A 26,236-nucleotide genomic window follows, 5' to 3' on the forward strand; every position below is an offset into this window, starting at 1 on the left:
CCCTGCACGTGGAGAGAACAATAAATGTTGAGATCCCTGAAGTTCACAGCCCTGACCCTGGGCCTGATGGGTGCGGCAAGCGCAATGGCCGCTGGGCCGGATCTGACCGTGGTGTCGTTTGGCGGGGCGAACAAGGCGGCGCAAGTCAAAGCCTTCTACGCACCGTGGGAAGCGGCGGGCAACGGCAAGATCGTCGCTGGTGAGTACAACGGTGAGATGGCCAAGGTCAAAGCCATGGTCGACACCAAGAGCGTGTCCTGGGATCTGGTAGAGGTTGAATCGCCGGAACTGTCCCGTGGCTGCGACGAAGACATGTTCGAACAACTGGATCCTGCGCTGTTCGGCAAATCCGAAGACTACGTCAAAGGCGCGATCCAGCCATGCGGCGTGGGCTTCTTCGTGTGGTCGACCGTGCTGGCCTACAACGCCGACAAGCTGAAAACCGCACCGACCAGCTGGGCGGATTTCTGGGACACCAAGAAATTCCCGGGCAAGCGCGGCCTGCGCAAAGGCGCCAAGTACACCCTCGAATTCGCACTGATGGCCGATGGCGTTGCGCCGAAAGACGTCTACAAGGAACTGGCCAGCAAGAACGGCCAGGACCGCGCGTTCAAGAAGCTGGATGAGCTGAAACCGAACATCCAGTGGTGGGAAGCCGGCGCCCAGCCGCCGCAATACCTCGCTTCCGGTGACGTGGTCATGAGCTCGGCCTACAACGGTCGTATCGCTGCCGTGCAGAAAGAATCCAACCTGAAAGTGTTGTGGAACGGCGGCATCTACGACTTCGACGCCTGGGCCATCCCGAAAGGCCTGGACGCCAAGCGCGCCGAAGCGGCGAAGAAATTCATCGCGTTCTCGGTACAGCCGCAACAGCAGAAGACCTACTCGGAAAATATCGCCTATGGCCCGGCCAACTCTCAGGCAGTGCCTTTGCTGGACAAGGCGATCCTGAAAGACATGCCGACCACCCCGGAAAACATCGCCAACCAGGTGCAGATCGATGTCAGCTTCTGGGCTGACAACGGCGAGCAACTGGAGCAGCGCTTCAACTCCTGGGCTGCGAAGTAACCACAATCCTTGTGGGAGCGGCGGTGCGACGATTCGACTTGCCCGCGATGACGGTGTATCACTCGACGAATGTGTCGGACCTGAAGACGCCATCGCGGGCAAGCCCGCTCCCACAGGTTGTTTGTATTAGAAAGTTCGATTTGCGGAGTACGTCATGGCCATCGCCGTTCCCCTGACCGAGGGCAACAGCCCCACCTTGAAGCAGCGGCTCAAGCACGCCGAGCGGGTCAACCGCTGGAAGGCCCAGGCGCTGATCGCGCCGCTGGTGCTGTTTCTGTTGCTGGTGTTCCTGGTGCCGATCGTGGCGCTGCTCTATAAAAGCGTCGGCAACCCGGAAGTGGTTGGCGGCATGCCGCGCACCGTAACCGCGATTGCTGCGTGGGACGGCCGAGGCCTGCCCGCCGAACCGGTCTATAAAGCCGCCAGCGAAGACCTCGCCGAAGCGCGGAAAAACCAGACCCTGGGCGATCTGTCCAAGCGCCTGAACATGGAGTTGGCCGGCTACCGCAGCCTGCTGACCAAAACCGCCCGCTCGCTGCCATTCGCCAGCGAACCGGCCTCTTATAAAGACGCGCTGGAAGGTCTCGACGAGCGTTGGGGCGATCCGGCCTACTGGCAAGCGGTGAAGCGCAACACCAGCAGCATCACCCCGTTCTATCTGCTGGCGGCGGTGGATCACCGCATCGACGACCTCGGCGAAATTGCCCCGGCGACCCCGGATCAGGCGATCTACCTCGACATCTTCGCCCGGACCTTCTGGATGGGCCTGATCATCACCGTGATCTGCCTGGTGCTGGCCTATCCGCTGGCGTACCTGCTGGCCAACCTGCCGTCGCGTCAAAGCAACCTGCTGATGATTCTGGTGCTGCTGCCGTTCTGGACTTCGATCCTGGTGCGAGTCGCCGCGTGGATCGTGCTCCTGCAATCGGGCGGATTGATCAACAGCGCACTGATGGCGATGGGCATCATCGATAAGCCGCTGGAACTGGTGTTCAACCGCACCGGGGTCTACATCTCGATGGTGCACATCCTGCTGCCGTTCATGATCCTGCCGATCTACAGCGTGATGAAAGGCATCTCGCCGACCTACATGCGTGCCGCGATTTCCCTTGGCTGCCATCCGTTCGCCAGTTTCTGGCGGGTGTACTTCCCGCAGACCTATGCCGGTGTCGGCGCCGGTTGCCTGTTGGTGTTCATCCTCGCCATTGGCTACTACATCACCCCGGCGCTGCTCGGCAGCCCGAACGATCAGATGGTCAGCTACTTCGTCGCGTTCTACACCAACACCAGCATCAACTGGGGCATGGCCACCGCACTGGGCGGGCTGTTGCTGCTGGCGACCGTGGTGCTTTATCTGATCTACAGCTGGCTGGTGGGCGCCAGTCGCCTGCGCCTGAGCTAAGGGGAATTTGAAATGCTGAGTCCTTATATGTCGCCCGTCGAGCGGGTGTGGTTCTACAGCTTGCGGATCCTCTGCGGCTTGATCCTGTTGTTCCTGATCCTGCCGGTGCTGGTGATCGTGCCGCTGTCGTTCAACTCGGGCAGTTTCCTGGTGTACCCGCTGCAGGGCTTTTCGCTGCACTGGTATCAGGACTTCTTCGCTTCGGCGGAATGGATGCGTTCGCTGAAGAACAGCATCATCGTCGCCCCGGCCGCTACCGTGCTGGCAATGGTCTTCGGCACGCTGGCGGCGATCGGCCTGACCCGTGGCGACTTCCCCGGCAAGCCGCTGGTGATGGCGCTGGTGATTTCGCCGATGGTGGTGCCGGTGGTGATCATCGGTGTAGCGAGTTACCTGTTCTTCGCGCCGCTGGGCCTGGGCAACAGTTTCTTCTCGCTGATCGTGGTGCACGCGGTGCTCGGTGTGCCGTTCGTGATCATCACGGTCTCGGCGACCTTGCAGGGCTTCAACCATAACCTGGTGCGGGCGGCGGCCAGTCTCGGTGCTTCGCCACTGACCACGTTCCGTCGGGTGACCTTGCCGCTGATCGCGCCGGGGGTGATTTCCGGGGCGCTGTTTGCCTTTGCGACCTCGTTCGATGAAGTGGTGGTGACGCTGTTTCTGGCAGGTCCCGAGCAGGCGACGTTGCCACGGCAGATGTTCAGCGGGATACGCGAGAACCTGAGCCCGACGATTGCGGCGGCTGCGACTCTGCTGATTGCCTTCTCGGTGATTCTGTTGCTGACGCTGGAGTGGTTGCGTGGACGGAGTGAGAAGCTGCGCACCGCTCAGGTTTAGTGTTCGCTTCAAGATCCACCCCTCACCCCAACCCTCTCCCCAGAGGGGAGAGGGGGAAAGGGAGCCGATCTCTATGCTTTTCAAAATTTGAGTTCGACTCGGTAATTCAGGTCGGTGTGTAGCGAAAATTCACCACGGTCAGTCCCCTCTCCCCCCGGGAGAGGGTTAGGGTGAGGGCGCTCTTGATCCTGCTTCAGCCATTCACAACCTGAATACCAGACAACCCGATTTCCCCAGCTACGCTTGTGCTCAGCTCCCACATCTATAAGAGGCTGCGCACGATGAGTCTTTCCTCGTTCAAGATCGCTCACAAACTGATCACCGGCGCCGGGGCCATCGAGCAACTGGCGGCCGAGCTCACGCGGCTGGACATCGATAACCCGCTGATCGTCACCGATGCCGCGCTGGTCAAGTCCGGCACGGTGCAGTTGGCGCTGGCGCAGATCGGCGAGCGCGAGTACGAAATCTTCGACCGGGTGCTGCCGGATCCGGAAATCGCAATCGTCGAGGACTGCATGCGTGCCTACCGCGAAGGCGGGCATGACGGGCTGATCGGCCTCGGTGGCGGCAGTGCCATCGACATCGCGAAGAGCGTCGCGGCGTACGCCGGTTATCACGGTGCGCTGGAAGATCTGTTCGGCGTCGATCAGGTGCCGCGCAAAGGTCCGCCGTTGATCGCCATTCCGACCACCGCCGGCACGGGTTCCGAAGTGACCAATGTCGCGATTCTTTCGGACAAGGTCGCCCAATTGAAGAAAGGCATCGTCAGCGACTACCTGTTGCCGGACGTGGCGCTGGTCAGCCCGCAGATGACCCTGACCTGCCCGCGCAGTGTCACTGCCGCCAGTGGCGTCGATGCGCTGGTGCATGCCATCGAATCCTATCTATCACTGAATGCCTCGCCGATCACCGATTCGCTGGCCATCGGCGCAATCAAGTTGATCGCCCGGTCCTTGCCCAAGGCCTACGCGAATCCATCCAACCTGCAGGCCCGGGAAGACATGGCCACCGCGAGCCTGATGGCCGGCATGGCGTTCGGCAATGCCGGGGTTGGCGCGGTGCATGCGCTGGCGTATCCGCTGGGCGGGCGATTCAACATTGCTCACGGCGTCAGCAATGCGTTGCTGCTGCCGTATGTCATGACCTGGAACAAGATGGCTTGCGTCGAGCGGATGCAGGATATTGCCGAGGCCATGGGAGTGAAGACCGCTCATCTGAGTCTCAATGAAGCCGCCGATAGCGCCGTCGCGGCGATGACCGAACTGTGCGCGGCGGTGGAAATCCCGCTGGGTCTGCGCAGTTTCGGCGTGCCCGAAGAGGCCATCCCGGCGATGGCCGTAGAGGCCGCCGGGATCGAGCGCCTGATGCGCAACAACCCGCGCAAGCTCAGCGCTGCCGACATCGAGAAGATCTATCGGGCGGCGTACTGAGAACCCGCCGGTCATCGCTCAAGGCACACCCCAATCATCGAGGTCACGGTGCGCGCGCGGAAACTTGAGGTATACAATGCGCGCCATCGTGATTTAGCTCAGAAAAGGTGCGTCATGCAGCCCTTCGTTATTGCTCCGTCGATACTCTCCGCCGACTTCGCCCGCCTGGGCGAAGAAGTGGACAACGTTCTGGCCGCCGGTGCCGACTTCGTCCACTTCGATGTCATGGACAACCACTACGTACCGAACCTGACCATCGGCCCGATGGTCTGCGCCGCGCTGCGCAAGTACGGCATCACCGCGCCGATCGACGCGCACCTGATGGTCAGCCCGGTGGATCGCATCGTCGGCGACTTCATCGAGGCCGGCGCCACCTACATCACCTTCCACCCGGAAGCCACGCTGCACGTCGATCGTTCGCTGCAACTGATCCGAGAAGGCGGCTGCAAATCCGGCCTGGTGTTCAACCCGGCGACCCCGCTGGACGTGCTCAAGTACGTGATCGACAAGGTCGACATGGTCTTGCTGATGAGCGTCAACCCGGGTTTCGGCGGGCAGAAATTCATCCCCGGCACCCTCGACAAGCTGCGCGAAGCGCGCGCGATCATCGATGCCTCGGGCCGTGACATCCGCCTGGAAATCGACGGCGGCGTCAACGTCAACAACATCCGCGAAATCGCCGCTGCCGGTGCCGACACCTTTGTCGCCGGTTCGGCGATCTTCAATGCGCCGAACTATCAGGAAGTCATCGACAAGATGCGTTCCGAACTGGCGCTGGCTCGCCCATGAGCGGTTTTGAGCAGCTGTTCCCGGGGCAACTGCCGCGGTTGGTGATGTTCGATCTGGATGGCACGCTGATCGATTCGGTACCCGACCTGGCGGCGGCGGTGGATAGCATGCTGCTCACCCTCGGGCGCAAGCCTGCCGGTATCGAGTCGGTGCGCGAGTGGGTCGGCAACGGTGCGCCGGTGCTGGTGCGCCGCGCCTTGGCCGGCGGCATCGACCATTCTTCCGTGGATGACGTCGAAGCCGAGCACGCGCTGGAAGTTTTCATGGAGGCCTACGGCGCCAGCCATGAGCTGACCGTGGTCTATCCCGGCGTGCGCGACACCCTGAAATGGCTGCACAAGCAGGGCGTGGCCATGGCGCTGATCACCAACAAGCCGGAGCGCTTCGTCGCGCCGCTGCTGGATCAGATGAAGATCGGCCGCTACTTCAAGTGGATCATCGGCGGCGATACCCTGCCGCAGAAGAAACCTGACCCGGCGGCGCTGTTCTTCGTCATGAAGATGTCCGGTATTCCGGCCTCGCAATCGCTGTTCGTCGGCGATTCGCGCAGCGACGTGCTGGCGGCGAAAGCGGCGGGGGTCAAATGTGTCGGGCTGAGTTATGGCTACAACCATGGCCGACCGATTGCCGAGGAATCCCCGGCGCTGGTGATCGATGATCTGCGCAAGCTAATTCCCGGTTGCCTGGATACGGCCGCTGAGATAACGTTGCCCGACGCTGCTCAATCCCCTTCTGGAAACGCCATCGTGGTGGTCACCCGCAAACTCTGGATGAAAGTCATCAAGGCCCTGGCCCGCTGGCGTTGGCGCGCCTGACTTGTTCCTGGCCGGCCTGCCGGCGCGTTTGCACACCTGACTGATTTGCACCTCACACCACGAGGCACCCTATGATCCGCGAAGAATTCCTGCGTCTGGCCGCTGACGGCTACAACCGCATCCCGCTGGCCTGCGAAACCCTGGCCGACTTCGACACGCCGCTGTCGATCTACCTGAAACTGGCCGACCAGCCCAACTCCTACCTGCTCGAATCGGTGCAGGGCGGCGAGAAATGGGGCCGTTACTCGATCATCGGCCTGCCGTGCCGCACCGTGCTGCGGGTTCACGATCATCACGTCAGCATCACTGTCGATGGCGTCGAGACCGAAAGCCACGACGTCGAAGACCCGCTGGCCTTCGTCGAAACTTTCAAGGCCCGCTACAACGTGCCGACCATCGCCGGTCTGCCGCGCTTCAACGGCGGTCTGGTGGGTTACTTCGGTTACGACTGTGTGCGCTACGTAGAGAAGCGCCTCGGCAAATGCCCGAACCCGGATCCGCTGGGCGTGCCGGACATTCTGCTGATGGTCTCCGATGCGGTGGTGGTGTTCGACAACCTCGCCGGCAAGATGCACGCGATTGTGCTGGCCGATCCGGCGCAGGCCGATGCCTACGAACAGGGCCAGGCGCAATTGCAGCAACTGCTGGAAAAACTGCGTCAGCCGATCACCCCGCGCCGTGGCCTGGATTTCAACAAGCAGCAGGCAGCCGAGCCGGTGTTCCGCTCCAGTTTCACCCAGGACGACTACGAAAAAGCCGTCGACACCATCAAGGAATACATCCTCGCCGGTGACTGCATGCAGGTCGTGCCGTCCCAGCGCATGTCGATCGACTTCAAGGCGGCGCCGATCGATCTTTATCGCGCACTGCGTTGCTTCAACCCGACGCCGTACATGTACTTCTTCAACTTCGGCGACTTCCACGTCGTCGGCAGTTCGCCGGAAGTGCTGGTGCGGGTCGAAGACAACCTGATCACCGTGCGCCCGATTGCCGGCACCCGTCCTCGCGGGGCTACCGAAGAGGCGGACGTGGCGCTGGAAGAAGACCTGCTGTCCGACGACAAGGAGATCGCCGAGCACCTGATGCTGATCGACCTCGGTCGCAACGACACCGGGCGCGTATCGGAAATCGGCTCGGTGAAACTTACCGAGAAGATGGTCATCGAGCGTTATTCCAACGTGATGCACATCGTGTCCAACGTCACCGGCCAGTTGAAGGCCGGGCTGACGGCGATGGACGCACTGCGGGCGATCCTGCCGGCGGGCACCTTGTCCGGCGCACCGAAGATCCGCGCGATGGAAATCATCGACGAGCTGGAGCCGGTCAAGCGTGGTGTGTACGGCGGCGCGGTCGGGTACTTCGCCTGGAACGGCAACATGGACACCGCGATTGCGATCCGTACCGCCGTGATCAAGAACGGCGAGCTGCATGTACAGGCCGGTGGCGGCATCGTCGCCGACTCGGTGCCGGCGCTGGAGTGGGAAGAAACCATCAACAAGCGCCGGGCGATGTTCCGCGCTGTTGCACTGGCCGAGCAAGCCCCGGACTGAGTGATTGATGATTCAGCCATAAAAAAACGCGGCGCCTGTGAGGGCGCCGCGTTTTTTTGCCTGCGAATCAGAAGTCGAGCGCTACGCCGACGTTGATCCCTTGCTGGGTGAAGTCGTCATCCTTGCGGATGTCGTAGCTGGCACGTAATGCCAGATCCTTGGTCAGGTTGTGGCTCACGCCCAGGTTCAGGCGGTTCAGGTTGGTCTGAGGGGTATAGCCGGCCAGGGTATAGCGGTTGTTCGGCAGGCTGTTGAGGTTCATCGTCACATTCTGGGTGTCGTCGTTGTACTCGCGCTCGTGGGCCAGTTCGCCGAACACCTGGGTCTGCGAGGTGATCTGGTACTTGCCCTGGATCCCGAGGCCGAGACGCCGGGAGATGCGCGACTGGTCATCGAACGTCAGCGCGGTGGAGTCCGCGCCTTTTTCCGAGTAACCATCGACTTCAACCTTGGCGAAATCGGCGCTGACGAACGGCGACAGGTGCCATGGGCTGCTTGCCTCTGGCGCAATGTCGTAACCCACGCGTCCGCTGAAGGCCAGAACATAGCCGTCGGTATCGCCTTTCTCGCCGCGTTCGTTGACCCCCAGCTGGAATTTGCGTTTGAGGCTGTCGTAATCCAGATGCCCGGCGGTCACGGCGGCGTCACCCCACCAGCGGTTCTGCTGGTACTGGGCGAACGCAGTGCCCAGATAAGTGTTCAGCTTGTAGTCCGAGTCGTTGTCGCCGGCCTCGAGTTTCTGGTTGTAGAAACCGGCCGCCACGCCCACCCGCCAGGCGTCGTTGAGACGGTAGCTGCCGCCGATGTTCAGGTTGTAACCATTGCCGTCGGCGCTGGCGCCGCTGCGCTGGCTGTCGAAGTCCTGATGCTGGCCACCACCGGCGACAATCGCCCGCCATTGGCCAACGGCCTGCCAGTTTTCCCAATCCGCCAACCACTGGTTGCGCAATTCATCCTGATGCGAGCGCAAGGTGCCTTGGGCCATTTGTGGCAACAGGGTCGCCTCCCATGGCGCGGCCAGCAGCGAGTAGGCGTAATCGGCAATCAGGCGCTGCCCGGCTTCGGTCGGGTGGACGGCATCGTTGTAGATCAGCTTGGTCGGGTCCGGGGTGGCGCTGTTGATGCCATACCGGGCGTTCTCCGTGCAGCTGTTGCCGCTGAAGCAGGTGCCGACCAGATTCTGGTCGGTTGCCAGACCGAATTGCGCCGGATTGGCGAATGCCTCTTTGAGCAGGACCGGCACGTTCAGCGGAATCACGTTGGCATTGACGCTCTGCAACTGGCTGACCAGTTCGGTGTTGAACTGGGCGCTGAGTTGCGAGGTGAAGGCCTGCAGCGGCGAGCCGTTGATGGCCGGGGTCAGGCCGATGTCCGGCAACAACCAGACCATGATGTAGCGGGCGCCGGCACCTTGCAGAGTGCGTACGCTGTCGACCAGTCGATCGGCGGCGGCATTCGCCTGAGGCAGGCTGGTGACGCGGCCCTGGAGGAAGTCGTTGCCACCCCCGGTCAGGTAATACAGGGCATTCGGGTCGGCGCGGAAACCGTTCGACGGCAGATAACCGGCGCGGGTGCGTTCGCCGGTGGCGGACTGGCTGGTGATCGAGTCGAGAATCTGGTCGGTGCGGTACCCGCCGACAGCCCAGTTATTACCGTCCGGCTGGCCTTGGCCGGCACGAACTGCCGAGGACGAGGAGGCCGTTTGATCCGGTGTGAAGCCGAGTCGGCCACCGAGCAGTTGCGTCGAGTTCAGCGAGCGGAGTTCACCGCTGCCGTCCAGATAGACCGGACCGGTGCGGTTGGTGTAGCGCTGCGTGGCGCCGGCCGGGCCGCCGCTGTCGGTGAAAGTCCCCGCATCGCTCAGGCTGTCGCCGAAGACCACGAAATTCGAATAAGGATTGGGTGCGGCATTCGCCTGGGCGCAGGCCATCGCGAGCAGGCATCCGGCGAGCGGTACAAACAACGTCTGTTTGATCATGAGCAAGTCCGTTTATTTATTGTTGTAGTGAACGAAACGACAGTACCAAAAACTTCCGGCGTTTTGCCATCGGTCGTCAAGCCTCCCATTGTTTTATCCCCCACGGCCCCGGCCATATTGCACGCTCCGCCCAGCTAAGTTACTGTGCCGAAACGTATGAACGAGACCTTCCCCGTGTTGATCACCAGCAAACTTCTGGATCAAGTCATCAAGGCACACGCCCGCTGGCGTTGGCGCGCCTGAATCTATTCTGCCGGCCCCGCCGGATCTGTATCGCTTTGCCTTCCTTGCCCGTTTGAAATACCGCTGTGCCGACGCGACCTGCGCGTCTGACCGTGTGCAGCGCCTGGCAAGTCATCCGAAGGCTGTCTTCAAGTCAGAATTCAAGAGGTTCGAAACGCCATGTTGCTGATGATCGACAACTACGACTCCTTTACTTACAACGTTGTGCAATACCTCGGCGAGCTGGGTGCCGAGGTCAAGGTGGTGCGCAACGACGAACTGACCATTGCCGAAATCGAAGCGCTCAACCCTGAGCGGATCGTCGTATCCCCTGGCCCGTGCACACCGACCGAAGCCGGCATCTCCATCGAAGCCATCAAGCACTTCGCCGGCAAACTGCCGATCCTCGGGGTCTGCCTCGGTCACCAGTCCATTGGCCAGGCTTTTGGCGGCGATGTCGTCCGCGCCCGGCAAGTGATGCACGGTAAGACTAGTCCGGTATTCCACGAGGACAAGGGTGTGTTTGCCGGGCTGAACCGCCCGCTGACCGTCACCCGCTATCATTCCCTGATCGTCAAACACGAAACGTTACCCGATTGCCTGGAGCTGACGGCGTGGACCCAGCACGATGACGGTTCGGTCGACGAAATCATGGGCCTGCGTCACAAGACCCTGAACATCGAGGGCGTACAGTTCCACCCGGAATCGATCCTCACCGAGCAGGGCCATGAACTGTTCGCCAACTTCCTCAAACAAACCGGCGGCACGCGCTAAGGACTTTCCATGAATATCAAGACAGCCCTGAGCCGTATCGTCGATCACCTCGACCTCAGCACCGATGAAATGCGCGACGTGATGCGCGAAATCATGACCGGCCAATGCACTGACGCGCAGATCGGCGCGTTCATGATGGCCATGCGCATGAAGAGCGAGAGCATCGATGAGATCGTCGGCGCCGTGTCGGTGATGCGCGAGCTGGCGGACAAGGTCGAACTCAAGACCCTCGACGGCGTGGTCGATGTGGTCGGCACCGGCGGTGACGGGGCGAATATTTTCAACGTGTCGACCGCGTCTTCCTTCGTGGTCGCTGCGGCCGGCTGCACCGTGGCCAAGCACGGTAACCGTGCCGTATCGGGCAAGAGCGGCAGTGCCGACCTGCTGGAAGCCGCCGGTATCTATCTGAACCTGACGCCGGTTCAGGTGGCGCGCTGCATCGATAACGTCGGCATCGGTTTCATGTTTGCCCAGACTCACCACAAAGCCATGAAGTACGCCGCCGGCCCGCGCCGCGATCTCGGCCTGCGTACCCTGTTCAACATGCTCGGCCCGCTTACGAATCCGGCCGGTGTGAAACATCAGGTGGTGGGCGTGTTCACCCCGGCGCTGTGCCGGCCGTTGGCTGAAGTCTTGCAGCGTCTGGGCAGCAAGCACGTGCTGGTGGTGCATTCGAAAGACGGTCTGGACGAATTCAGCCTGGCGGCGCCGACCTTTGTCGCCGAGCTGAAGGACGATCAGATCACCGAATATTGGGTCGAGCCGGAAGATCTGGGCATGAAGAGCCAGAGCCTGCACGGTCTGTCGGTCGAAGGCCCGGAAGCCTCGCTGGCGCTGATCCGCGATGCGCTGGGCAAGCGCAAGACCGAGAACGGTCAGAAGGCTGCCGAAATGATCGTGCTCAATGCCGGTGCGGCGCTGTACGCAGCCGACCTGGCGACAAGTCTGAAAGAGGGCGTGGCACTGGCCCACGACGCTCTGCACACCGGTCTTGCTCGGGAAAAACTCGAGGAGTTGGGTGCCTTTACCGCGGTATTCAAAGTGGAGAATGAGGGATGAGTGTACCGACGGTTCTGGAAAACATTCTGGCCCGCAAGGTTCAGGAAGTCGCCGAGCGTAGCGCTCGCGTCAGCCTGAGCGAGCTGGAAAGTCTGGCCAAGGCGGCCGATGCACCCCGTGGTTTTGCCCAGGCATTGCTGGCGCAGGCCAAGAAGAAACAACCGGCAGTGATCGCCGAAATCAAGAAGGCGTCGCCGAGCAAGGGCGTGATCCGCGAGAACTTTGTTCCTGCCGACATCGCCAAAAGCTACGAGAAGGGTGGGGCGACCTGCCTGTCGGTGCTGACCGACATCGACTACTTCCAGGGCGCCGATATCTACCTGCAACAGGCCCGCGCGGCCTGCTCGCTGCCGGTGATCCGCAAGGACTTCATGATCGATCCGTACCAGATCGTCGAGGCCCGTGCCTTGGGCGCCGATTGCGTGTTGCTGATCGTCTCCGCGCTGGATGACGTGAAAATGGCCGAACTGGCGTCGGTGGCCAAAGACGTTGGCCTCGATGTGCTGGTGGAAGTGCACGACGGCGATGAACTGGAGCGCGCATTGAAAACTCTCGACACGCCGCTGGTCGGGGTCAACAACCGCAACCTGCACACCTTTGACGTGAGCCTGGAAACCACCCTCGACCTGCTGCCGCGCATCCCGCGCGATCGTCTGGTCATCACCGAGAGCGGGATCCTCAACCGTGCCGATGTCGAGCTGATGGAAATCAGCGACGTTTACGCGTTCCTGGTCGGCGAAGCGTTCATGCGCGCCGAAAACCCGGGCATCGAACTGCAACGTCTGTTCTTCCCTGAGCGCGGCGTACCGGTGAGCGGTTCGACCCTCGACTGATCGAGTCTTCGCAGGCGCCCGTCCCCCTGTGGGAGCGGGCTTGCCCGCGAGGGCGGCATAAGATTCACCTCAGACTCAACGTCCTATGGAAACCTTATGATCCCCATGTCCCTGACCATCGAAGCCGGTCTGCAAGCCGAACAGGACTTGCTGGCCTCGGTCTGCGCGGGTGATGCCGAATTCGGCTTGTTGTTCTGGCAGCCCAGCGACCGCGCCTTGGTCATGCCGCGCCGTTTGAACCGTTTGCCCGGATTCGATCACGCCTGTGAAGTCTCCGCTGCTGCCGGCTGGCCGGTGTTGCTGCGTGAAACCGGCGGCGAACCTGTTCCGCAGTCGGCTTCGACCATCAACATTGCACTGGTCTACGCACCGCCTCGCAGCGAAGGCGATCTGAACCGTATCGAAACCGGTTACCGGCGTCTGTGTGATCCGATCTGTGAGTTGCTGGATGAGTTGGGTGGCACTTCGTCGCTGGGGGAAATCGACGGTGCGTTCTGCGACGGTCGCTTCAACGTCAATCTCGACGGTCGCAAGATGGTCGGCACCGCTCAGCGCTGGCGCCAGAGTCAGGGTGGTCAGCGTCCGGTGGGGTTGGTGCACGGGGCGATGCTGGTGGATGACGAACGTGAGTCGATGGTCGCGGCGGTCAACCGCTTCAACGAAGCGTGTGGCCTGGAGCAACGGGTACGCGCTGCCAGCCACATCGCCCTGCATGAAAAATTCCCGGCGGCCCATGCGCTGGCGCGTCTCGATGAGCTCTTTCGTTTGATGCTTGCGCAGATCTACGCCGGCTGAGTTTTGGAACTCAGCGGGTGCCGAAGACCACCATGGTCTTGCCTTTCACATCCACCAGGTTGCGTTCCTCAAGATCCTTGAGCACGCGACCGACCATCTCTCGCGAACAACCGACAATCCGGCCGATTTCCTGACGGGTCACCTTGATCTGCATGCCGTCAGGGTGAGTCATGGCATCGGGTTGCTTGCACAGCTCCAGCAGACAGCGAGCGACACGGCCGGTGACGTCGAAGAACGCCAGGTCGCCAACCTTGCGCGTGGTGTTGCGCAGGCGTTGTGCGATTTGTCCGCTGAGCACGTAAAGAATGTCTGGATCCTGCTGCGACAATTCGCGGAACTTGGCATAGCTGATTTCCGCGACTTCGCATTCGACCTTGGCCCGCACCCAGGCGCTTCGCTGCTGTTCCTGGCCGGCCTCTTCGAAAAGGCCCAGCTCGCCGAAGAAGTCCCCGGCATTCAGGTACGCGATGATCATCTCGCGGCCGTCGTCGTCCTCGATCAGGATCGTGACCGAACCGCGGATGATGAAGTACAGCGTGTCGGAGCGATCCCCGGCGCAGATGATGTTGCTCTTGGCCGCGTGACGCCGGCGCTGGCAATGCATCAGCAGCTTGTCGAGGTTTTTGATTTTGGGTGTGGGGGTAATACCAACCATGGTTGTATCCCGAAAAGACTGCACGGTTATATTTGGTTTTATATGAGGCGCTGAGACGGTCGCTACACAGTCTGGCGAAGGCGCCAGTGAATTGGCGCCAGCTTACCAGACACTTCGTCGAAATTTCGAGAAATCACCTACGTTAAAGGTGCATCCGTCCTAGGAACGTGCTCGCTGTCCGGGCAGGGCCCTGTGCTAAGCTGGCGACCCTTTTTTTCTACAGTGGAGTCTTGGCGATGAAGGCACGCATCCAATGGGCTGGCGAAGCCATGTTCCTCGGCGAATCCGGCAGTGGTCATGTCGTGGTCATGGACGGTCCGCCGGACGCCGGTGGTCGTAACCTGGGTGTCCGCCCGATGGAAATGCTCCTGCTGGGTGTCGGCGGTTGCAGCAATTTCGACGTGGTCAGCATCTTGAAGAAGTCCCGTCAGGCTGTTGAAAGCTGTGAAGCCTTTCTGGAAGCCGAACGGGCGACTGAAGATCCGAAAGTGTTCACAAAGATCCACATGCACTTCGTGGTCAAGGGTCGTGGCTTGAAAGAAGCCCAGGTCAAACGCGCCATCGAGCTGTCTGCCGAGAAGTATTGCTCGGCCTCGATCATGCTCGGCGCCGCCGGTGTAGCGATCACCCACGACTATGAAATCGTCGAACTCGGCTGAGCCGACATTCAACTATCATAAAAGCAGTGCAGACTCTGGCGATCCCCCGCTGACGTCTGCATAATGCGCCACTTTTTTCAGGGCCGTGATCAGTCAACCGACGGGTCATCCGCCTGAACAGATAACCAAAATCGCCATCGCGAAGAGGTGTTAACCGTCCTACGCAGGTGCGTTGTTCGCACTTGACGGGCATGCTTGATCACGCGGCCGTGCCGCATACATAGAGAGTTTTTAACGGTGAAAAGCAAACTCAAGCTCCACGGGTTCAATAACCTGACAAAGACCTTGAGCTTCAACATCTATGACATCTGCTACGCGGAAACCCCGCAGGACCAGCAGGCTTACGTCGAGTACATCAATCAAGAGTACAACGCCGAACGCCTGACGCAGATCCTCACGGAAGTTGTCGAAATCATTGGTGCCAACATTCTGAACATTGCAAGTCAGAACTATGAGCCTCAGGGTGCCAGCGTCACGATTCTGATCTCGGAAGAGCCGGTGACCCCGACCGAAAGCCAGATCGAAGAGTCCCCGGGCCCGTTGCCCGAAATCATCCTGGCCCACCTCGACAAGAGCCACATCACGGTGCACACCTATCCGGAAATCCATCCGGACGCCGGTATTGCGACCTTCCGTGTGGACATCGATGTGTCGACCTGTGGTGTCATTTCACCGCTTAAAGCGCTCAATTTCCTCATTCACCAGTTCGATTCGGACATCGTGACCGTGGATTACCGTGTGCGCGGCTTCACCCGTGATGTTGAAGGCAACAAGCACTTCATCGACCACGAGATCAATTCGATTCAGAACTACCTTTCCGATGACACTCGCGACGCGTACCAGATGACCGACGTGAACGTTTATCAGGAAAACCTGTTCCACACCAAAATGCTGCTGAAGAACTTCGAACTGGACAACTACCTGTTCGGCGATGCCACCAGCAACCTGTCGGCTGAGCAACGCGCTCAGGTGACCGAGCGTGTGAAACACGAAATGCTGGAAATCTTCTACGCGCGCAATATGCCGAGCTAAGAAATCCGGGCACAAAAAAAGGCGACTGCTTTGCGGCAGTCGCCTTTTTTGTGGGCGTTTTTCAGATCCGGTAAGTGCTCTTGGTCATCACCTTGGCCAACAGACTCATGCCGAACTTCACCGGCGCCGGGAAGCGGAAACCGCCGGCCTCCAGTGCACTTTCCGCGTGATGTTCTTCATCGATACGCATCTGTTCCAGAATCGCCCGGGATTTTTCATCCTCGGCCGGCAGTTGTTCCAGATGTTCGTTCAGATGCTTGCAGACCTGATGCTCGGTGGCCGCGACAAACCCGAGGCTGACTTTGTCGCTGATCAGTCCGGCGACTGCGCCGATGCCGAACGACATGCCGTAGAAAAGCGGATTGAGCACGCTGGTGTGGCTGCCCAACTGGTGAATCCGCTGTTCGCACCAGACCAGATGATCGATCTCTTCTTCGGCCGCATGTTCCATGGCCTCGCGCACCTGCGGCAGCTTGGCGGTCAGCGCCTGGCCCTGATACAGCGCCTGAGCACAGACTTCGCCGGTATGGTTGATGCGCATCAGGCCGGCGACGTGGCGGGTGTCTTCATCGCTCATCTGCACATCGGGCTGCACGATCGCCGGCGACGGACGGTACGGCTGGCCGCTGAAGGGCAGCAGGGTGCGCATCGCGGCATCGGCTTGCAGCAGAAGACGGTCAATGGGCGAGTAGTGACGTTGGGTAGTCATGCTGACCTCCGGGAAGAATCTCGGCGGCCAGTTTAACCGAATCGGCCGGGGAAGGTTTGCGCTGGGTCATGTGGGAGCAGGGCGCTCCCACCGATCTCTGGGTTCAATCAGCCCGGAGGCCAGTTCATCTGGCGTTGACCGAGCACGTGCATGTGAATGTGGTAGACCGTCTGTCCGCCCATTTCATTGCAGTTCATCACCACCCGGAAGCCTTCCTCGCAACCCAGCTCCAGCGCCAGACGCTGGGCGGTGAACAGGATGTGCCCGGCCAGTGCCTTGTCGTCTTCGGTGAGGTCGTTGAGGGTGCGCACCGGTTTCTTCGGGATCACCAGAAAATGCACCGGTGCCTGTGGGGCGATGTCGTGGAACGCCAGAACCTGGTCGTCCTCGTAGATGATCTTCGCCGGGATTTCCCGGTTGATGATCTTGGTGAACAGAGTATCCACAGCTGCTTTCTCCGTTGTTTGGGCTGGCCTGAGTGTACTCATAGGGGGATAAGCCCGCCCAGTGTTTTGCCGTAGGGCTTTTCAGCGCGGGCAGTAAGCCTTGTTGACCATGCCGACAATCGTGCGATTGAGCCAGCGCGAACCGAGCCGAGGTAGAAAAGCGAACCAGCGGTTTCGACGTCCGGGAATGATAATCGCGCGGTTTTTCTCCAGGGCGCGCACGGTATATAGCGCAACCTCCTCGGGACTCATCAGCAGTTTGCTGGCGTTGAGCTTGTCGTTGTTCAGTTGCGCGGTGCGAAAGAACGCGGTGCGGGTCGGGCCGGGGCAGAGCACCGACACCTTGACCGCGCACTTCTTCAGTTCCACCCGCAGTGCTTCCGAGAAGTGCAACACGTACGCCTTGCTGGCGTAGTAGGTGCTCATCCAGGGCCCGGGGCTGAAGGCCGCCACTGAGGCGACATTGAGAATCTGCCCGCCACCCTGCAACGCCATGCTGTTGCCGATGGCATGGCAGAGCCGGGTGAGGGCGAGGATGTTCACTTCGATCAGATCCTGTTCAGTCATCCAGTCCTGGGCCAGGAACGGGCCGCAAGTACCGATGCCGGCACAGTTGACCAGCAGATCGATCTGCCGGTCGCCTTCTTCAAGCTCCAGCAGAAAACCGGACAGGCGCAGCGGCTCGCCGAGATCGCAGGCGCGGAACAGTACCTCCACGCCGAAGCGCTGGGTCAGTTCAATCGCAATGCTTTCCAGCTGATCACGCTGGCGAGCCACCAGAATCAGGCTGCGGCCACGGCGTGCCAGGGCTTCGGCCATGGCCAGGCCGATGCCGCTGGAGGCGCCGGTGATCAGAGCGTAACGGGTCATGCAAATCTCCATCGCAACAGCGCCGCGCCGTGGACTCAGGTGTCACGGCGGGGAGCGTTGTTCATTCTCTCGCAGAGTCTACAGGGGCGAGGGCGGCTTCGGCTGCATCGTCTGCCGAATTCGCGGCGGGTTCGACTTCGACATCAATTTCATCGGTGGTCACCGAACCACTCTCGTAGCTGCTTTCAAGGCTGCTTTCATACTCCTGCTGGATGGCGGTGATCCCGCCCAGCATGCCACCCACAAAAAACAGCCCTATGAACACTATCCACAGAGAGCACAGCACTTTGACCGCCGTGCTGTTCGGCGGAGGTGGAGGGCCATAGCGGTTGGCCCCGGTGTTGCCCGGTACGACCATGATTACCAGCGGGAAGAAACTGCCCACGAACGGTACAAGGGTCAGCAGCCACAGCCACCCCGACCAGCCGATATCGTGCAGGCGCTGAATGCTGAACAGGATGCCGACGATCGCGAAGGCCAGGAACAGGAAGAAGGCGAGGAGACCGCCAATGATCAGCCCCGTCGTCGAGTCGGCGCTGACCAGGCCCAGGCCGATCAGCGCGAACACGCTGACGATAGGCAGGGTTACCAGGCTCAACACCATCGACCAAGCCAGGTAACGCAAACGGCCGATCCGGCCCTCGACGCTGAACGGCTTTAGCGGCGCGAACGCCGGCAGGCTTTCACCGACGGCGGCGCGAGGTGGCGCATAAGGCGAGTCAGGCTCCGTCACAGCGGCACTTTGCTCGTGGACATCCGAAAGATTCAGTTCGATGGGCGTTTCCGTTTCGATCCGGGCATCGATCCCGGTCTTGCCCAGCGCTTGCAGATAAGTCTGTGCATCGCTGTGCGACAGATCACGCTTGAGCGCGACGGTGCGGCCACTGAACAGGCGCTCGATGGCGGCGACATCGCTTTTGAACAGGTCGGCCAGGTTGAGCTTGGCCGTTGTGATATCGACGCCGGGCTGGAGCGCGCCGTCGAAAACGATCTTGTAACGGGGTTCGCTCATGGCCGAGGCATCCTTGTCGCGAGATAAGTTGATTGATTGCAGTCTGTCAGTGCCAGACCAGTCTTCTGGCAGCGACTGGCCGCATTTGTTCAGCGCGGCCAGCGTTCGGGTAACTGTGCTGCGTGTTGCAGGGCCTGGCGATACTCCGCATCAAGGCGGGCCACCAGTTGGTCCACGCTTGGCAGATCGTCGATCTGCCCGACACCTTGACCCGCCGACCACACGGTTTTCCAGGCCTTGGCTTCGTCGTTGATCGGCTTGAGCTTGTCGCCGAAGTTCACTTCACCCTTGCCCTGCAAGGCTGCCATGTCGAAACCGGCGGCCTCCAGACTTTGGCGCATGAAGCTGGCCGGAACACCGGACACGGCAGGAGTATGAATGATGTCGGCGGCTTTGGCAGTCAGCAGCATCTGCTTGTAGGCGTCAGGCGCATGACTTTCAGTGGTGCCGATAAATCGCGTCCCAAAGTAGGCCAGATCCGCGCCGAGCAGTTGTGCGGCGAGAATCTCATGCCCATGGTTCAAACATCCTGCAAGCAACAGGGTCTTGTCGAAGAACTCGCGGATCTCGGCGATCAGCGAAAACGGGCTCCACGTCCCGGCGTGCCCACCGGCACCAGCTGCGACGGCGATCAAACCGTCGACACCTGCTTCGGCGGCTTTCTCGGCATGGCGGCGGGTCGTCACGTCGTGGAATACCAGACCGCCATAGCTGTGCACGGCGTCTACCAGTTCCTTCACGGCACCAAGACTGGTAATGACGATGGGGACTTTGTGTTCGACGCAGATGTTCAGGTCAGCCTGCAGGCGCGGGTTGCTGTGGTGGACGATCAGGTTCACCGCGTACGGCGCCGGGTTCTCCAATGTCGCCAGGCCTGCTTCGATCTGCTCCAGCCAGGCCTTGAACCCGCTGCTCTCGCGTTGGTTGAGCGCCGGAAAGCTGCCCACCACGCCATTGCGACAGCACGCCAGCACCAGTTCAGGATTGGAAATCAGGAACATCGGTGCCGCCACCACAGGCAGGCGCAGACGTTGTTCGAGCAGAGCGGGCAGCGACATCGGAAGTACCCCGGAAAGTTGAACCAGTTGAAGTTAGAACGGCTTGACCACGACCAGAATTACGATAGCCAGCAATAGCAGAACCGGCACTTCATTGAACCAGCGATAAAAGACATGGCTGCGGGTGTTCTCGCCACGGGCAAAACGTTTTACCTGCGCGCCGCACATGTGGTGGTAACCGATCAACAGCACGACCAGGGTCAGTTTGGCGTGGATCCAGCCACCGCTGCTGAAGATGCCTGGGTTCAGATAGATCAGCCAGCCACCGAAGATCAGCGCGGCGATCATTGCCGGGCCCATGATGCCGCGATAGAGCTTGCGCTCCATGATGCTGAAGCGTTCCTTGCTGATCGTGTCTTCACTTTGCGCGTGATAAACGAACAGTCGCGGAAGATAGAAGAGGCCGGCAAACCAGCACACGATGCTGACGATATGCAGCGCTTTGATCCACAGATAGAGCATTTTGGGTTATTCCCTGATTCACGGTAGGCCCGATAGTAGAGGCTTGAGCGTCCGCACGTCACCTTGGCGGTTGTCGCAGGGGCGCGCGGCCCCTATTATCGACGGCTTTCCAGTGGGTTCGTTGAGGGCAGGTTTATGGTCAAGGTCGGTATCGTCGGCGGCACGGGTTACACCGGTGTCGAACTGCTGCGTCTGTTGGCACAGCATCCGCAGGCAGAAGTGGTGGTCATCACTTCCCGATCCGAGGCCGGTCTGGCCGTGGCTGATATGTACCCGAACCTGCGCGGTCACTACGACGGCCTGGCATTCAGCGTGCCGGACATCAAGACCCTGGGCGCTTGCGACGTGGTGTTCTTCGCCACTCCCCACGGTGTTGCCCACGCACTGGCCGGCGAATTGCTGGCGGCCGGTACCAAGGTCATCGACCTGTCGGCTGATTTCCGTCTGCAGGACGCTGATGAATGGGCCAAGTGGTACGGTCAGCCGCACGGCGCGCCGGAGCTGCTGGATGAAGCGGTTTACGGCTTGCCGGAAGTCAATCGTGAGCAGATCAGGAAAGCACGTCTGATCGCGGTGCCGGGTTGCTATCCGACCGCGACGCAGCTGGGTTTCCTGCCGTTGCTTGAGGCAGGCATTGCCGACGCTTCCCACCTGATCGCCGACTGCAAGTCCGGTGTCAGCGGTGCCGGTCGTGGTGCTGCCGTAGGCTCGCTGTACTCCGAGACGTCGGAAAGCATGAAGGCTTATGCGGTGAAAGGTCACCGCCATCTGCCGGAAATTCGTCAGGGGCTGCGTCGTGCGGCGGGCAAGGATGTCGGTCTGACGTTCGTGCCGCATCTGACGCCGATGATCCGTGGCATTCACTCCACGCTCTACGCGACCGTGGTGGATCGCTCGGTGGATCTGCAGGCGTTGTTCGAGAAGCGTTATGCCAATGAGCCGTTCGTCGACGTGATGCCGGCTGGTAGCCATCCAGAAACCCGTAGTGTGCGTGGCGCCAACGTCTGCCGCATCGCGGTTCACCGCCCGCAGAATGGTGATCTGGTGGTAGTACTGTCGGTGATCGACAACCTGGTCAAGGGCGCGTCGGGTCAGGCGGTGCAGAACATGAACATCCTGTTCGGGCTGGATGAGCGTTTTGGCCTGTCCCACGCCGGCATGCTGCCGTAACGACTGATCTTGCGTGGTAAAAAGGCCCGTTTGACGGGCCTTTTTGCATTCTGCTCGGCTGATCAGCTTTATTGATATACCGTAACAATAGTTGACCGATTTTCTAGGACAAGCGGATAATGCGCGTCATCACGCATTATGGCGGCGTAACGCCGGGAGATAGTCAGCATGAGCGTCGAATCCTTCACCCCCACGGCTTTGCAATTCACTCAAGGTGCCGCGCACAAGGTGAAGAGCCTGGTCGATGAAGAGGGGAATGATCGCTTGAAGCTGCGCGTATTCGTTACGGGCGGCGGTTGTTCAGGGTTTCAGTACGGCTTCACCTTCGATGAAGATGTTGCCGAGGACGACACCATCGTCGAGCGCGAAGGCGTCAGTCTGGTGGTCGATCCGATGAGCTTCCAGTACCTGGCAGGTGCCGAGGTGGATTATCAGGAAGGTCTGGAAGGTTCGCGTTTCGTGATCAAGAACCCGAATGCCACCACCACTTGTGGTTGCGGCTCCTCGTTCTCGATCTGATCGCGCTTCACCGAACACAATAAAACGCCGCAGAACCTCAAGGTTCTGCGGCGTTTTGTTATCTGCGATTTGTCAGTTGGGGTAGATGGCACCGAGTACGCGCAGGCCTTTGGCACCGGTGACACTCGGGCGATTGGCGGCAATGCCTTCCAGACAGCAGTGGGCCAGCCAGGCGAAGGCCATGGCCTCGACCCAGTCCGGATCGACGCCGTGGGTTGCGGTACTTGCGACTTTGGCGTTGGGTAGCAGGTCGGCCAAGCGCTTCATCAGCGTGACGTTGTGGGCGCCGCCCCCACAAACCAGGATCTCTTCGGTATTCGATTGAGCGCTTTGCAGCGATTCGACGATGGTCAGCGCCGTCAGTTCGAGCAGCGTCGCCTGTACGTTTTCGGGTGCGAAACCTGGCAGACGCGACAGTTGTTGCTCCAGCCATGGCAGGTTGAAGACTTCGCGGCCGGTGCTCTTCGGGCCTTGGGTCACGAAAAACGGGTCGCTGAGCAGAGCTTTCAGCAGGGTCGGCTCGACCTTGCCGCTGGCTGCCCACTGCCCGTTGCGGTCGTAGTTCTCGCCCCGTTGCTGATGAATCCAGGCGTCCATCAGCACATTCCCCGGCCCACAGTCGAAACCGGCTACAGGCTTGTTCGGCTCGATCAGACTGAGATTACTGAAACCGCCGACATTCAGGACTGCACGGTTACCGGTACGCTCTTCGAACAACGCTTCATGAAAGGCCGGAACCAAAGGAGCGCCCTGGCCGCCGGCGGCCACATCGCGGCTGCGGAAGTCACTGACGACTGTAATGCCGGTCAGTTCAGTGAGGAGGGCGGGGTTACCGATCTGTACGGTGAAACCGCGCGCCGGTTCATGGCGAATGGTCTGGCCGTGGCTGCCGATCGCGCGAATGGCTTCGGGCTTGAGCTGTTGTTGTTCGAGGAGGGTGTGGATCCCTTGCGCGGCGAGCTTTACCCAGTTCTGCTGCGCAATCGCCGAGCGGGCGATTTCGTCAGGGCCGCTGGCGCACAAGCCAAGCAGCTCGGCGCGCAGGGTGTCAGGCATGGGGATGTAGTGCGTGGCGACCAGATTGATCGCCGAGGACTGCTCGATCAGGGCGATGTCCAGCCCGTCGAGACTGGTGCCGGACATCACGCCGATATACAGAGCCATGGCTTAACGTTTGCTCGAAGCCAGCATGGTGGCTTTTTCCTGATCCATGCGAGCCATCAGTGGCTGGCTCTGCGCCAGGAAGCGAGCACGTTCGGATTTGGCGATCGGGTCGGCCATCGGCAGTTTCTGACCCAATGGATCGACGTGAACGCCGTTGACCTGGAACTCATAGTGCAGGTGCGGTCCGGTGGACAGGCCGGTGGTGCCGATGTAACCGATCACCTGGCCCTGTTTCACGGTGCCGCCAGTCTTCACGCCCTTGGCGAAGCCCTGCATGTGGCCATACAGCGTGCGGTAAGTGTTGCCGTGCTGGATGATCACGGTGTTGCCGTAACCGCCGCGACGGCCGGCTAACAGCACTTTGCCGTCGCCGGCAGCCTTGATCGGCGTGCCACGTGGGGCGGCGTAATCGACGCCTTTGTGGGCGCGGATCTTGTTGAGGATCGGGTGTTTGCGGCCCATGGAAAATTTCGAGCTGATGCGGGCGAAGTCCACCGGTGTACGGATGAACGCCTTGCGCATGCTGTTGCCATCGGCGGTGTAGTAGCTGCTGTTGCCCTGTTTGTTGGTGTAACGCACGGCGGTGTAAGTCTTGCCGCGGTTGGTGAAGCGGGCTGACAGGATCGGGCCGTTGCCAACCGCTTTGCCATTCACCACTTTCTGTTCATAGATCACATCGAACTCGTCACCCTGGCGGATATCCTGGGCGAAGTCGACGTCGTAGCCAAAGACACTGGCCATGTCCATGGTCAGGCTATGCGACAGGCCTGCGCGGGCGGCGGACTGCGACAGCGAGCTGTTGATCACACCGTGTACATAAGCGGTGCGAACAGTCGGTTTGGCGGTGATGCGGTTGAACGCGTAACCCTTGTCGTTTTTGGTCAGGGTGATGGTTTCAACGTCGCTGACCTTGCTGTGCAGGTTGGTCAGCTGGCCTTGTGGATTCAATTCGAATTCGAGTTTCTGGCCATGTTTGAGCTGACTGAACTGCTTGGCCTGTTTATCGCTGGCCAGCACTTCGTGGACGGCCGCGGCCGGGAGGCCGACTTTCTCGAACAGTGTAGAAAGCGTATCGCCCTTGGAGACGATCACTTCCCTGTGATTCGGGGCCTTCTTTTCTTCGACTACCGGTGTCGGCGTCGGTGCGGCCTGAGCGGTTTCCTGCGTCTCTTCGGTGCTGTTTTCGATCTGCGCGAAAGGAGAGGCTACGGATTCGTTTGTGGCTTGAGCCGCGTCGGCAGCGTCTTGATCTTGTGTCAGTTGTTCAGCAGGACTTTCCAGTTCAAGGCTCAGCGTTGTCTTTTTGGCTTCAACATCACTGGATGGAAACACCAGGAGTGCCAGACTGAGAAGGGCGGCGATCCCACTTGCGGCGAGCAGGTGGGTCTTCGGGTAAAGCGGTGGCGCTTTAGACGGTTCAGTGGTCATAAGTAATTTGACTTTGAAAAAGATGAATTGGAAAAGATGAATGACATGATGAAGATGAAATAACTGTATAAAATATAACCAAATCATCTTTGAAGCAAGTCTGCGGGCGCCATGTCCGTGGATTGGTGTCCGTGCGCCGGGCAAAACTTGTATTTGGTGCACGATCTTGTATGGTTGGTTCCCTTTGAATCTGAGCCTTGCGGGTCTGTTATGAAGTCGGTTGAAGAGCAGCTAGCGCTGATTAAACGTGGTGCGGAAGAACTTTTGGTCGAGTCCGAGCTGATCGAAAAGCTCAAGCGTGGCCAGCCGCTGCGAATCAAGGCCGGCTTCGATCCAACTGCGCCGGATCTGCACCTTGGTCACACTGTGCTTATTAATAAGCTGCGCCAGTTCCAGGAGCTGGGGCATCAGGTGATCTTCCTTATTGGTGATTTCACCGGAATGATCGGTGATCCGAGCGGCAAGAGCGCCACGCGGCCTCCGTTGACCCGGGATCAGGTTCTGGAAAACGCCGAGACCTACAAGACTCAGGTGTTCAAGATTCTTGATCCGGCGAAAACCGAAGTCGCGTTCAACTCCACTTGGATGGATCAGATGGGGCCTGCGGACTTTATTCGTCTGACTTCGCAGTACACCGTTGCTCGTATGCTCGAGCGTGATGACTTCGATAAGCGCTACACCACCAATCAGCCGATTGCCATTCACGAATTCCTCTATCCGCTGGTTCAGGGTTATGACTCTGTAGCGTTGCGCGCTGACGTTGAGCTGGGTGGTACCGATCAGAAGTTCAACCTGCTGATGGGGCGTGAGCTGCAGCGTGGTTATGGCCAGGAAGCACAGTGCATTCTGACGATGCCGTTGCTTGAAGGTCTGGATGGCGTGAAGAAGATGTCCAAGTCGCTGGGCAACTACGTCGGTATCCAGGAAGCGCCAGGTGTCATGTATAGCAAGCTGGTTTCGATTCCCGATGCGTTGATGTGGCGCTACTTCGAGTTGCTCAGCTTCCGCTCGATGGATGAGATCAATGCGTTTCGTGCCGACGTAGAGGCGGGAGCTAATCCTCGCGATATCAAGATCAAGCTGGCCGAAGAGATTGTTGCGCGCTTCCATGGTGAAGAGGCTGCGGCCAATGCTCACCGTGGTGCGGGTAATCGTATGAAGGATGGTGAGTTGCCGGATGATCTGCCAGAGGTCGAACTGACTGCTGCCGAGGATATGCCGATTGCTGCTGTCCTTAATAAAGCGGGGCTGGTGAAGAACTCTGCCGCTGCTCGTGATCTGCTGGCTTCCGGCGGGGTGCGTATAGATGGTGAGGTTGTTGATCGCTCCTTTATATACGTACTGGGTGCGACTCACGTTTGTCAGGCCGGCAAGAAGGCTTTTGCACGAATTACGCTGAAATCCGAATAAAGTTGAAATCAGGGGTTGACGGCGAATTCTGGATGTCTATAATTCGCCCCACTTCCGGCGCAGTCGAAACGGAAAACTCCTTGAGACTCA

General features: G+C 60.1%; 26 protein-coding genes. 16 read left to right on the top strand and 10 right to left on the bottom strand.

Annotation, left to right across the window (positions count from 1 at the left end; translation table 11 throughout):
- Positions 1 to 24: 24 nt before the first annotated feature.
- The 7 genes from QLG12_RS24740 to trpE all read left to right on the top strand — a co-directional run bounded on the left by QLG12_RS24740 (position 25) and on the right by trpE (position 7,891).
- Complete coding sequence (locus QLG12_RS24740; protein WP_282475372.1) at positions 25 to 1,068, top strand: ABC transporter substrate-binding protein; 1,044 nt, start codon at positions 25 to 27, stop codon at positions 1,066 to 1,068.
- Positions 1,069 to 1,222: 154 nt separating this feature from the next.
- The gene (locus QLG12_RS24745; protein WP_282475373.1) at positions 1,223 to 2,470 is read left to right on the top strand and encodes an ABC transporter permease; all 1,248 of its coding nucleotides are present in this window, start codon (positions 1,223 to 1,225) and stop codon (positions 2,468 to 2,470) included.
- A 12-nt stretch (positions 2,471 to 2,482) separates the two neighbouring features.
- Positions 2,483 to 3,307 carry an ABC transporter permease gene (locus QLG12_RS24750; protein ID WP_011336198.1) on the top strand — a complete coding sequence of 275 codons (825 nt, stop codon included), beginning with the start codon at positions 2,483 to 2,485 and terminating at the stop codon, positions 3,305 to 3,307.
- A gap of 281 nt (positions 3,308 to 3,588) precedes the next feature.
- A complete protein-coding gene (locus tag QLG12_RS24755; RefSeq protein ID WP_282475374.1) occupies positions 3,589 to 4,737 on the top strand; it encodes an iron-containing alcohol dehydrogenase in 1,149 nt (382 codons plus the stop codon).
- Positions 4,738 to 4,851: 114 nt separating this feature from the next.
- Positions 4,852 to 5,526: a ribulose-phosphate 3-epimerase gene (gene rpe / locus QLG12_RS24760; RefSeq protein WP_003228808.1), complete on the top strand. Its 675-nt coding sequence runs from the start codon at positions 4,852 to 4,854 to the stop codon at positions 5,524 to 5,526.
- Positions 5,523 to 6,341: a phosphoglycolate phosphatase gene (locus QLG12_RS24765; RefSeq protein ID WP_282475375.1), complete on the top strand. Its 819-nt coding sequence runs from the start codon at positions 5,523 to 5,525 to the stop codon at positions 6,339 to 6,341. Before rpe ends, QLG12_RS24765 begins: the two co-directional genes overlap by 4 nt.
- A gap of 71 nt (positions 6,342 to 6,412) precedes the next feature.
- A complete protein-coding gene (gene trpE, locus QLG12_RS24770; protein WP_282475376.1) occupies positions 6,413 to 7,891 on the top strand; it encodes an anthranilate synthase component I in 1,479 nt (492 codons plus the stop codon).
- A 67-nt stretch (positions 7,892 to 7,958) separates the two neighbouring features.
- On the opposite strand, the gene estP is transcribed toward trpE, so the two are convergent.
- The gene (gene estP, locus QLG12_RS24775; RefSeq protein WP_282475377.1) at positions 7,959 to 9,869 is read right to left on the bottom strand and encodes an esterase EstP; all 1,911 of its coding nucleotides are present in this window, start codon (positions 9,867 to 9,869) and stop codon (positions 7,959 to 7,961) included.
- Positions 9,870 to 10,271: 402 nt separating this feature from the next.
- On the opposite strand from estP, the gene QLG12_RS24780 reads away from it, so the two are divergent.
- From QLG12_RS24780 to QLG12_RS24795, 4 genes are all read left to right on the top strand, one after another.
- Positions 10,272 to 10,865 (top strand): aminodeoxychorismate/anthranilate synthase component II, encoded by a 594-nt coding sequence (locus QLG12_RS24780; protein WP_007956309.1) that lies wholly within the window; start codon positions 10,272 to 10,274, stop codon positions 10,863 to 10,865.
- A gap of 9 nt (positions 10,866 to 10,874) precedes the next feature.
- Positions 10,875 to 11,924: an anthranilate phosphoribosyltransferase gene (gene trpD / locus QLG12_RS24785; protein WP_039768098.1), complete on the top strand. Its 1,050-nt coding sequence runs from the start codon at positions 10,875 to 10,877 to the stop codon at positions 11,922 to 11,924.
- Positions 11,921 to 12,757, top strand: a complete 837-nt coding sequence (gene trpC, locus QLG12_RS24790) for an indole-3-glycerol phosphate synthase TrpC (RefSeq protein ID WP_197867343.1) — start codon at positions 11,921 to 11,923, stop codon at positions 12,755 to 12,757. Before trpD ends, trpC begins: the two co-directional genes overlap by 4 nt.
- A 96-nt stretch (positions 12,758 to 12,853) precedes the next feature.
- Positions 12,854 to 13,552: a lipoate--protein ligase family protein gene (locus QLG12_RS24795; protein WP_282475378.1), complete on the top strand. Its 699-nt coding sequence runs from the start codon at positions 12,854 to 12,856 to the stop codon at positions 13,550 to 13,552.
- Between the two features lie 10 nt (positions 13,553 to 13,562).
- Here QLG12_RS24795 and crp read toward each other — a convergent pair whose 3' ends face one another.
- Complete coding sequence (gene crp / locus QLG12_RS24800) at positions 13,563 to 14,207, bottom strand: cAMP-activated global transcriptional regulator CRP (protein WP_011336190.1); 645 nt, start codon at positions 14,205 to 14,207, stop codon at positions 13,563 to 13,565.
- Positions 14,208 to 14,443: 236 nt separating this feature from the next.
- Here crp and QLG12_RS24805 point away from each other — a divergent pair, with 236 nt between their 5' ends.
- Entirely contained in the window at positions 14,444 to 14,866 is a 423-nt protein-coding gene (locus QLG12_RS24805; RefSeq protein ID WP_003228794.1) for an OsmC family protein, read from the top strand.
- 237 nt (positions 14,867 to 15,103) lie between these two features.
- A complete protein-coding gene (gene speD / locus QLG12_RS24810) occupies positions 15,104 to 15,898 on the top strand; it encodes an adenosylmethionine decarboxylase (protein ID WP_064380377.1) in 795 nt (264 codons plus the stop codon).
- Positions 15,899 to 15,959: 61 nt separating this feature from the next.
- Here speD and coq7 read toward each other — a convergent pair whose 3' ends face one another.
- The 6 genes from coq7 to hemJ form a co-directional block, all read right to left on the bottom strand.
- A complete protein-coding gene (coq7, locus tag QLG12_RS24815; RefSeq protein WP_007956317.1) occupies positions 15,960 to 16,607 on the bottom strand; it encodes a 2-polyprenyl-3-methyl-6-methoxy-1,4-benzoquinone monooxygenase in 648 nt (215 codons plus the stop codon).
- Positions 16,608 to 16,714: 107 nt separating this feature from the next.
- The gene (locus QLG12_RS24820; protein ID WP_007956318.1) at positions 16,715 to 17,053 is read right to left on the bottom strand and encodes a histidine triad nucleotide-binding protein; all 339 of its coding nucleotides are present in this window, start codon (positions 17,051 to 17,053) and stop codon (positions 16,715 to 16,717) included.
- 81 nt (positions 17,054 to 17,134) lie between these two features.
- Complete coding sequence (locus QLG12_RS24825; protein WP_197867345.1) at positions 17,135 to 17,923, bottom strand: SDR family oxidoreductase; 789 nt, start codon at positions 17,921 to 17,923, stop codon at positions 17,135 to 17,137.
- A gap of 61 nt (positions 17,924 to 17,984) precedes the next feature.
- Complete coding sequence (locus tag QLG12_RS24830) at positions 17,985 to 18,935, bottom strand: DUF805 domain-containing protein (protein WP_282475379.1); 951 nt, start codon at positions 18,933 to 18,935, stop codon at positions 17,985 to 17,987.
- 89 nt (positions 18,936 to 19,024) lie between these two features.
- Complete coding sequence (locus tag QLG12_RS24835; protein ID WP_197867347.1) at positions 19,025 to 19,993, bottom strand: nitronate monooxygenase family protein; 969 nt, start codon at positions 19,991 to 19,993, stop codon at positions 19,025 to 19,027.
- A gap of 33 nt (positions 19,994 to 20,026) precedes the next feature.
- Positions 20,027 to 20,455, bottom strand: coding sequence for a protoporphyrinogen oxidase HemJ (gene hemJ, locus QLG12_RS24840; protein ID WP_103385426.1), 429 nt, complete (start codon positions 20,453 to 20,455; stop codon positions 20,027 to 20,029).
- Between the two features lie 135 nt (positions 20,456 to 20,590).
- Here hemJ and argC point away from each other — a divergent pair, with 135 nt between their 5' ends.
- Together argC and erpA are read left to right on the top strand one after the other, a co-directional pair.
- Positions 20,591 to 21,625, top strand: coding sequence for an N-acetyl-gamma-glutamyl-phosphate reductase (argC, locus tag QLG12_RS24845; RefSeq protein ID WP_282475380.1), 1,035 nt, complete (start codon positions 20,591 to 20,593; stop codon positions 21,623 to 21,625).
- A gap of 168 nt (positions 21,626 to 21,793) precedes the next feature.
- On the top strand, positions 21,794 to 22,144 hold the full coding sequence (gene erpA, locus QLG12_RS24850) for an iron-sulfur cluster insertion protein ErpA (protein WP_003228776.1): 351 nt from the start codon (positions 21,794 to 21,796) through the stop codon (positions 22,142 to 22,144).
- Between the two features lie 72 nt (positions 22,145 to 22,216).
- On the opposite strand, the gene QLG12_RS24855 is transcribed toward erpA, so the two are convergent.
- Both QLG12_RS24855 and QLG12_RS24860 read right to left on the bottom strand, forming a co-directional pair.
- Positions 22,217 to 23,308, bottom strand: a complete 1,092-nt coding sequence (locus QLG12_RS24855; protein WP_197867348.1) for an anhydro-N-acetylmuramic acid kinase — start codon at positions 23,306 to 23,308, stop codon at positions 22,217 to 22,219.
- A 3-nt stretch (positions 23,309 to 23,311) separates the two neighbouring features.
- Positions 23,312 to 24,736, bottom strand: a complete 1,425-nt coding sequence (locus QLG12_RS24860; protein WP_236194878.1) for a peptidoglycan DD-metalloendopeptidase family protein — start codon at positions 24,734 to 24,736, stop codon at positions 23,312 to 23,314.
- A 210-nt stretch (positions 24,737 to 24,946) separates the two neighbouring features.
- Here QLG12_RS24860 and tyrS point away from each other — a divergent pair, with 210 nt between their 5' ends.
- Entirely contained in the window at positions 24,947 to 26,146 is a 1,200-nt protein-coding gene (gene tyrS, locus QLG12_RS24865; protein ID WP_282475381.1) for a tyrosine--tRNA ligase, read from the top strand.
- Positions 26,147 to 26,236 lie beyond the last annotated feature (90 nt).

The organism is Pseudomonas sp. V88_4 (assembly GCF_029967985.1).
Lineage (GTDB): Bacteria > Pseudomonadota > Gammaproteobacteria > Pseudomonadales > Pseudomonadaceae > Aquipseudomonas > Aquipseudomonas glycinae.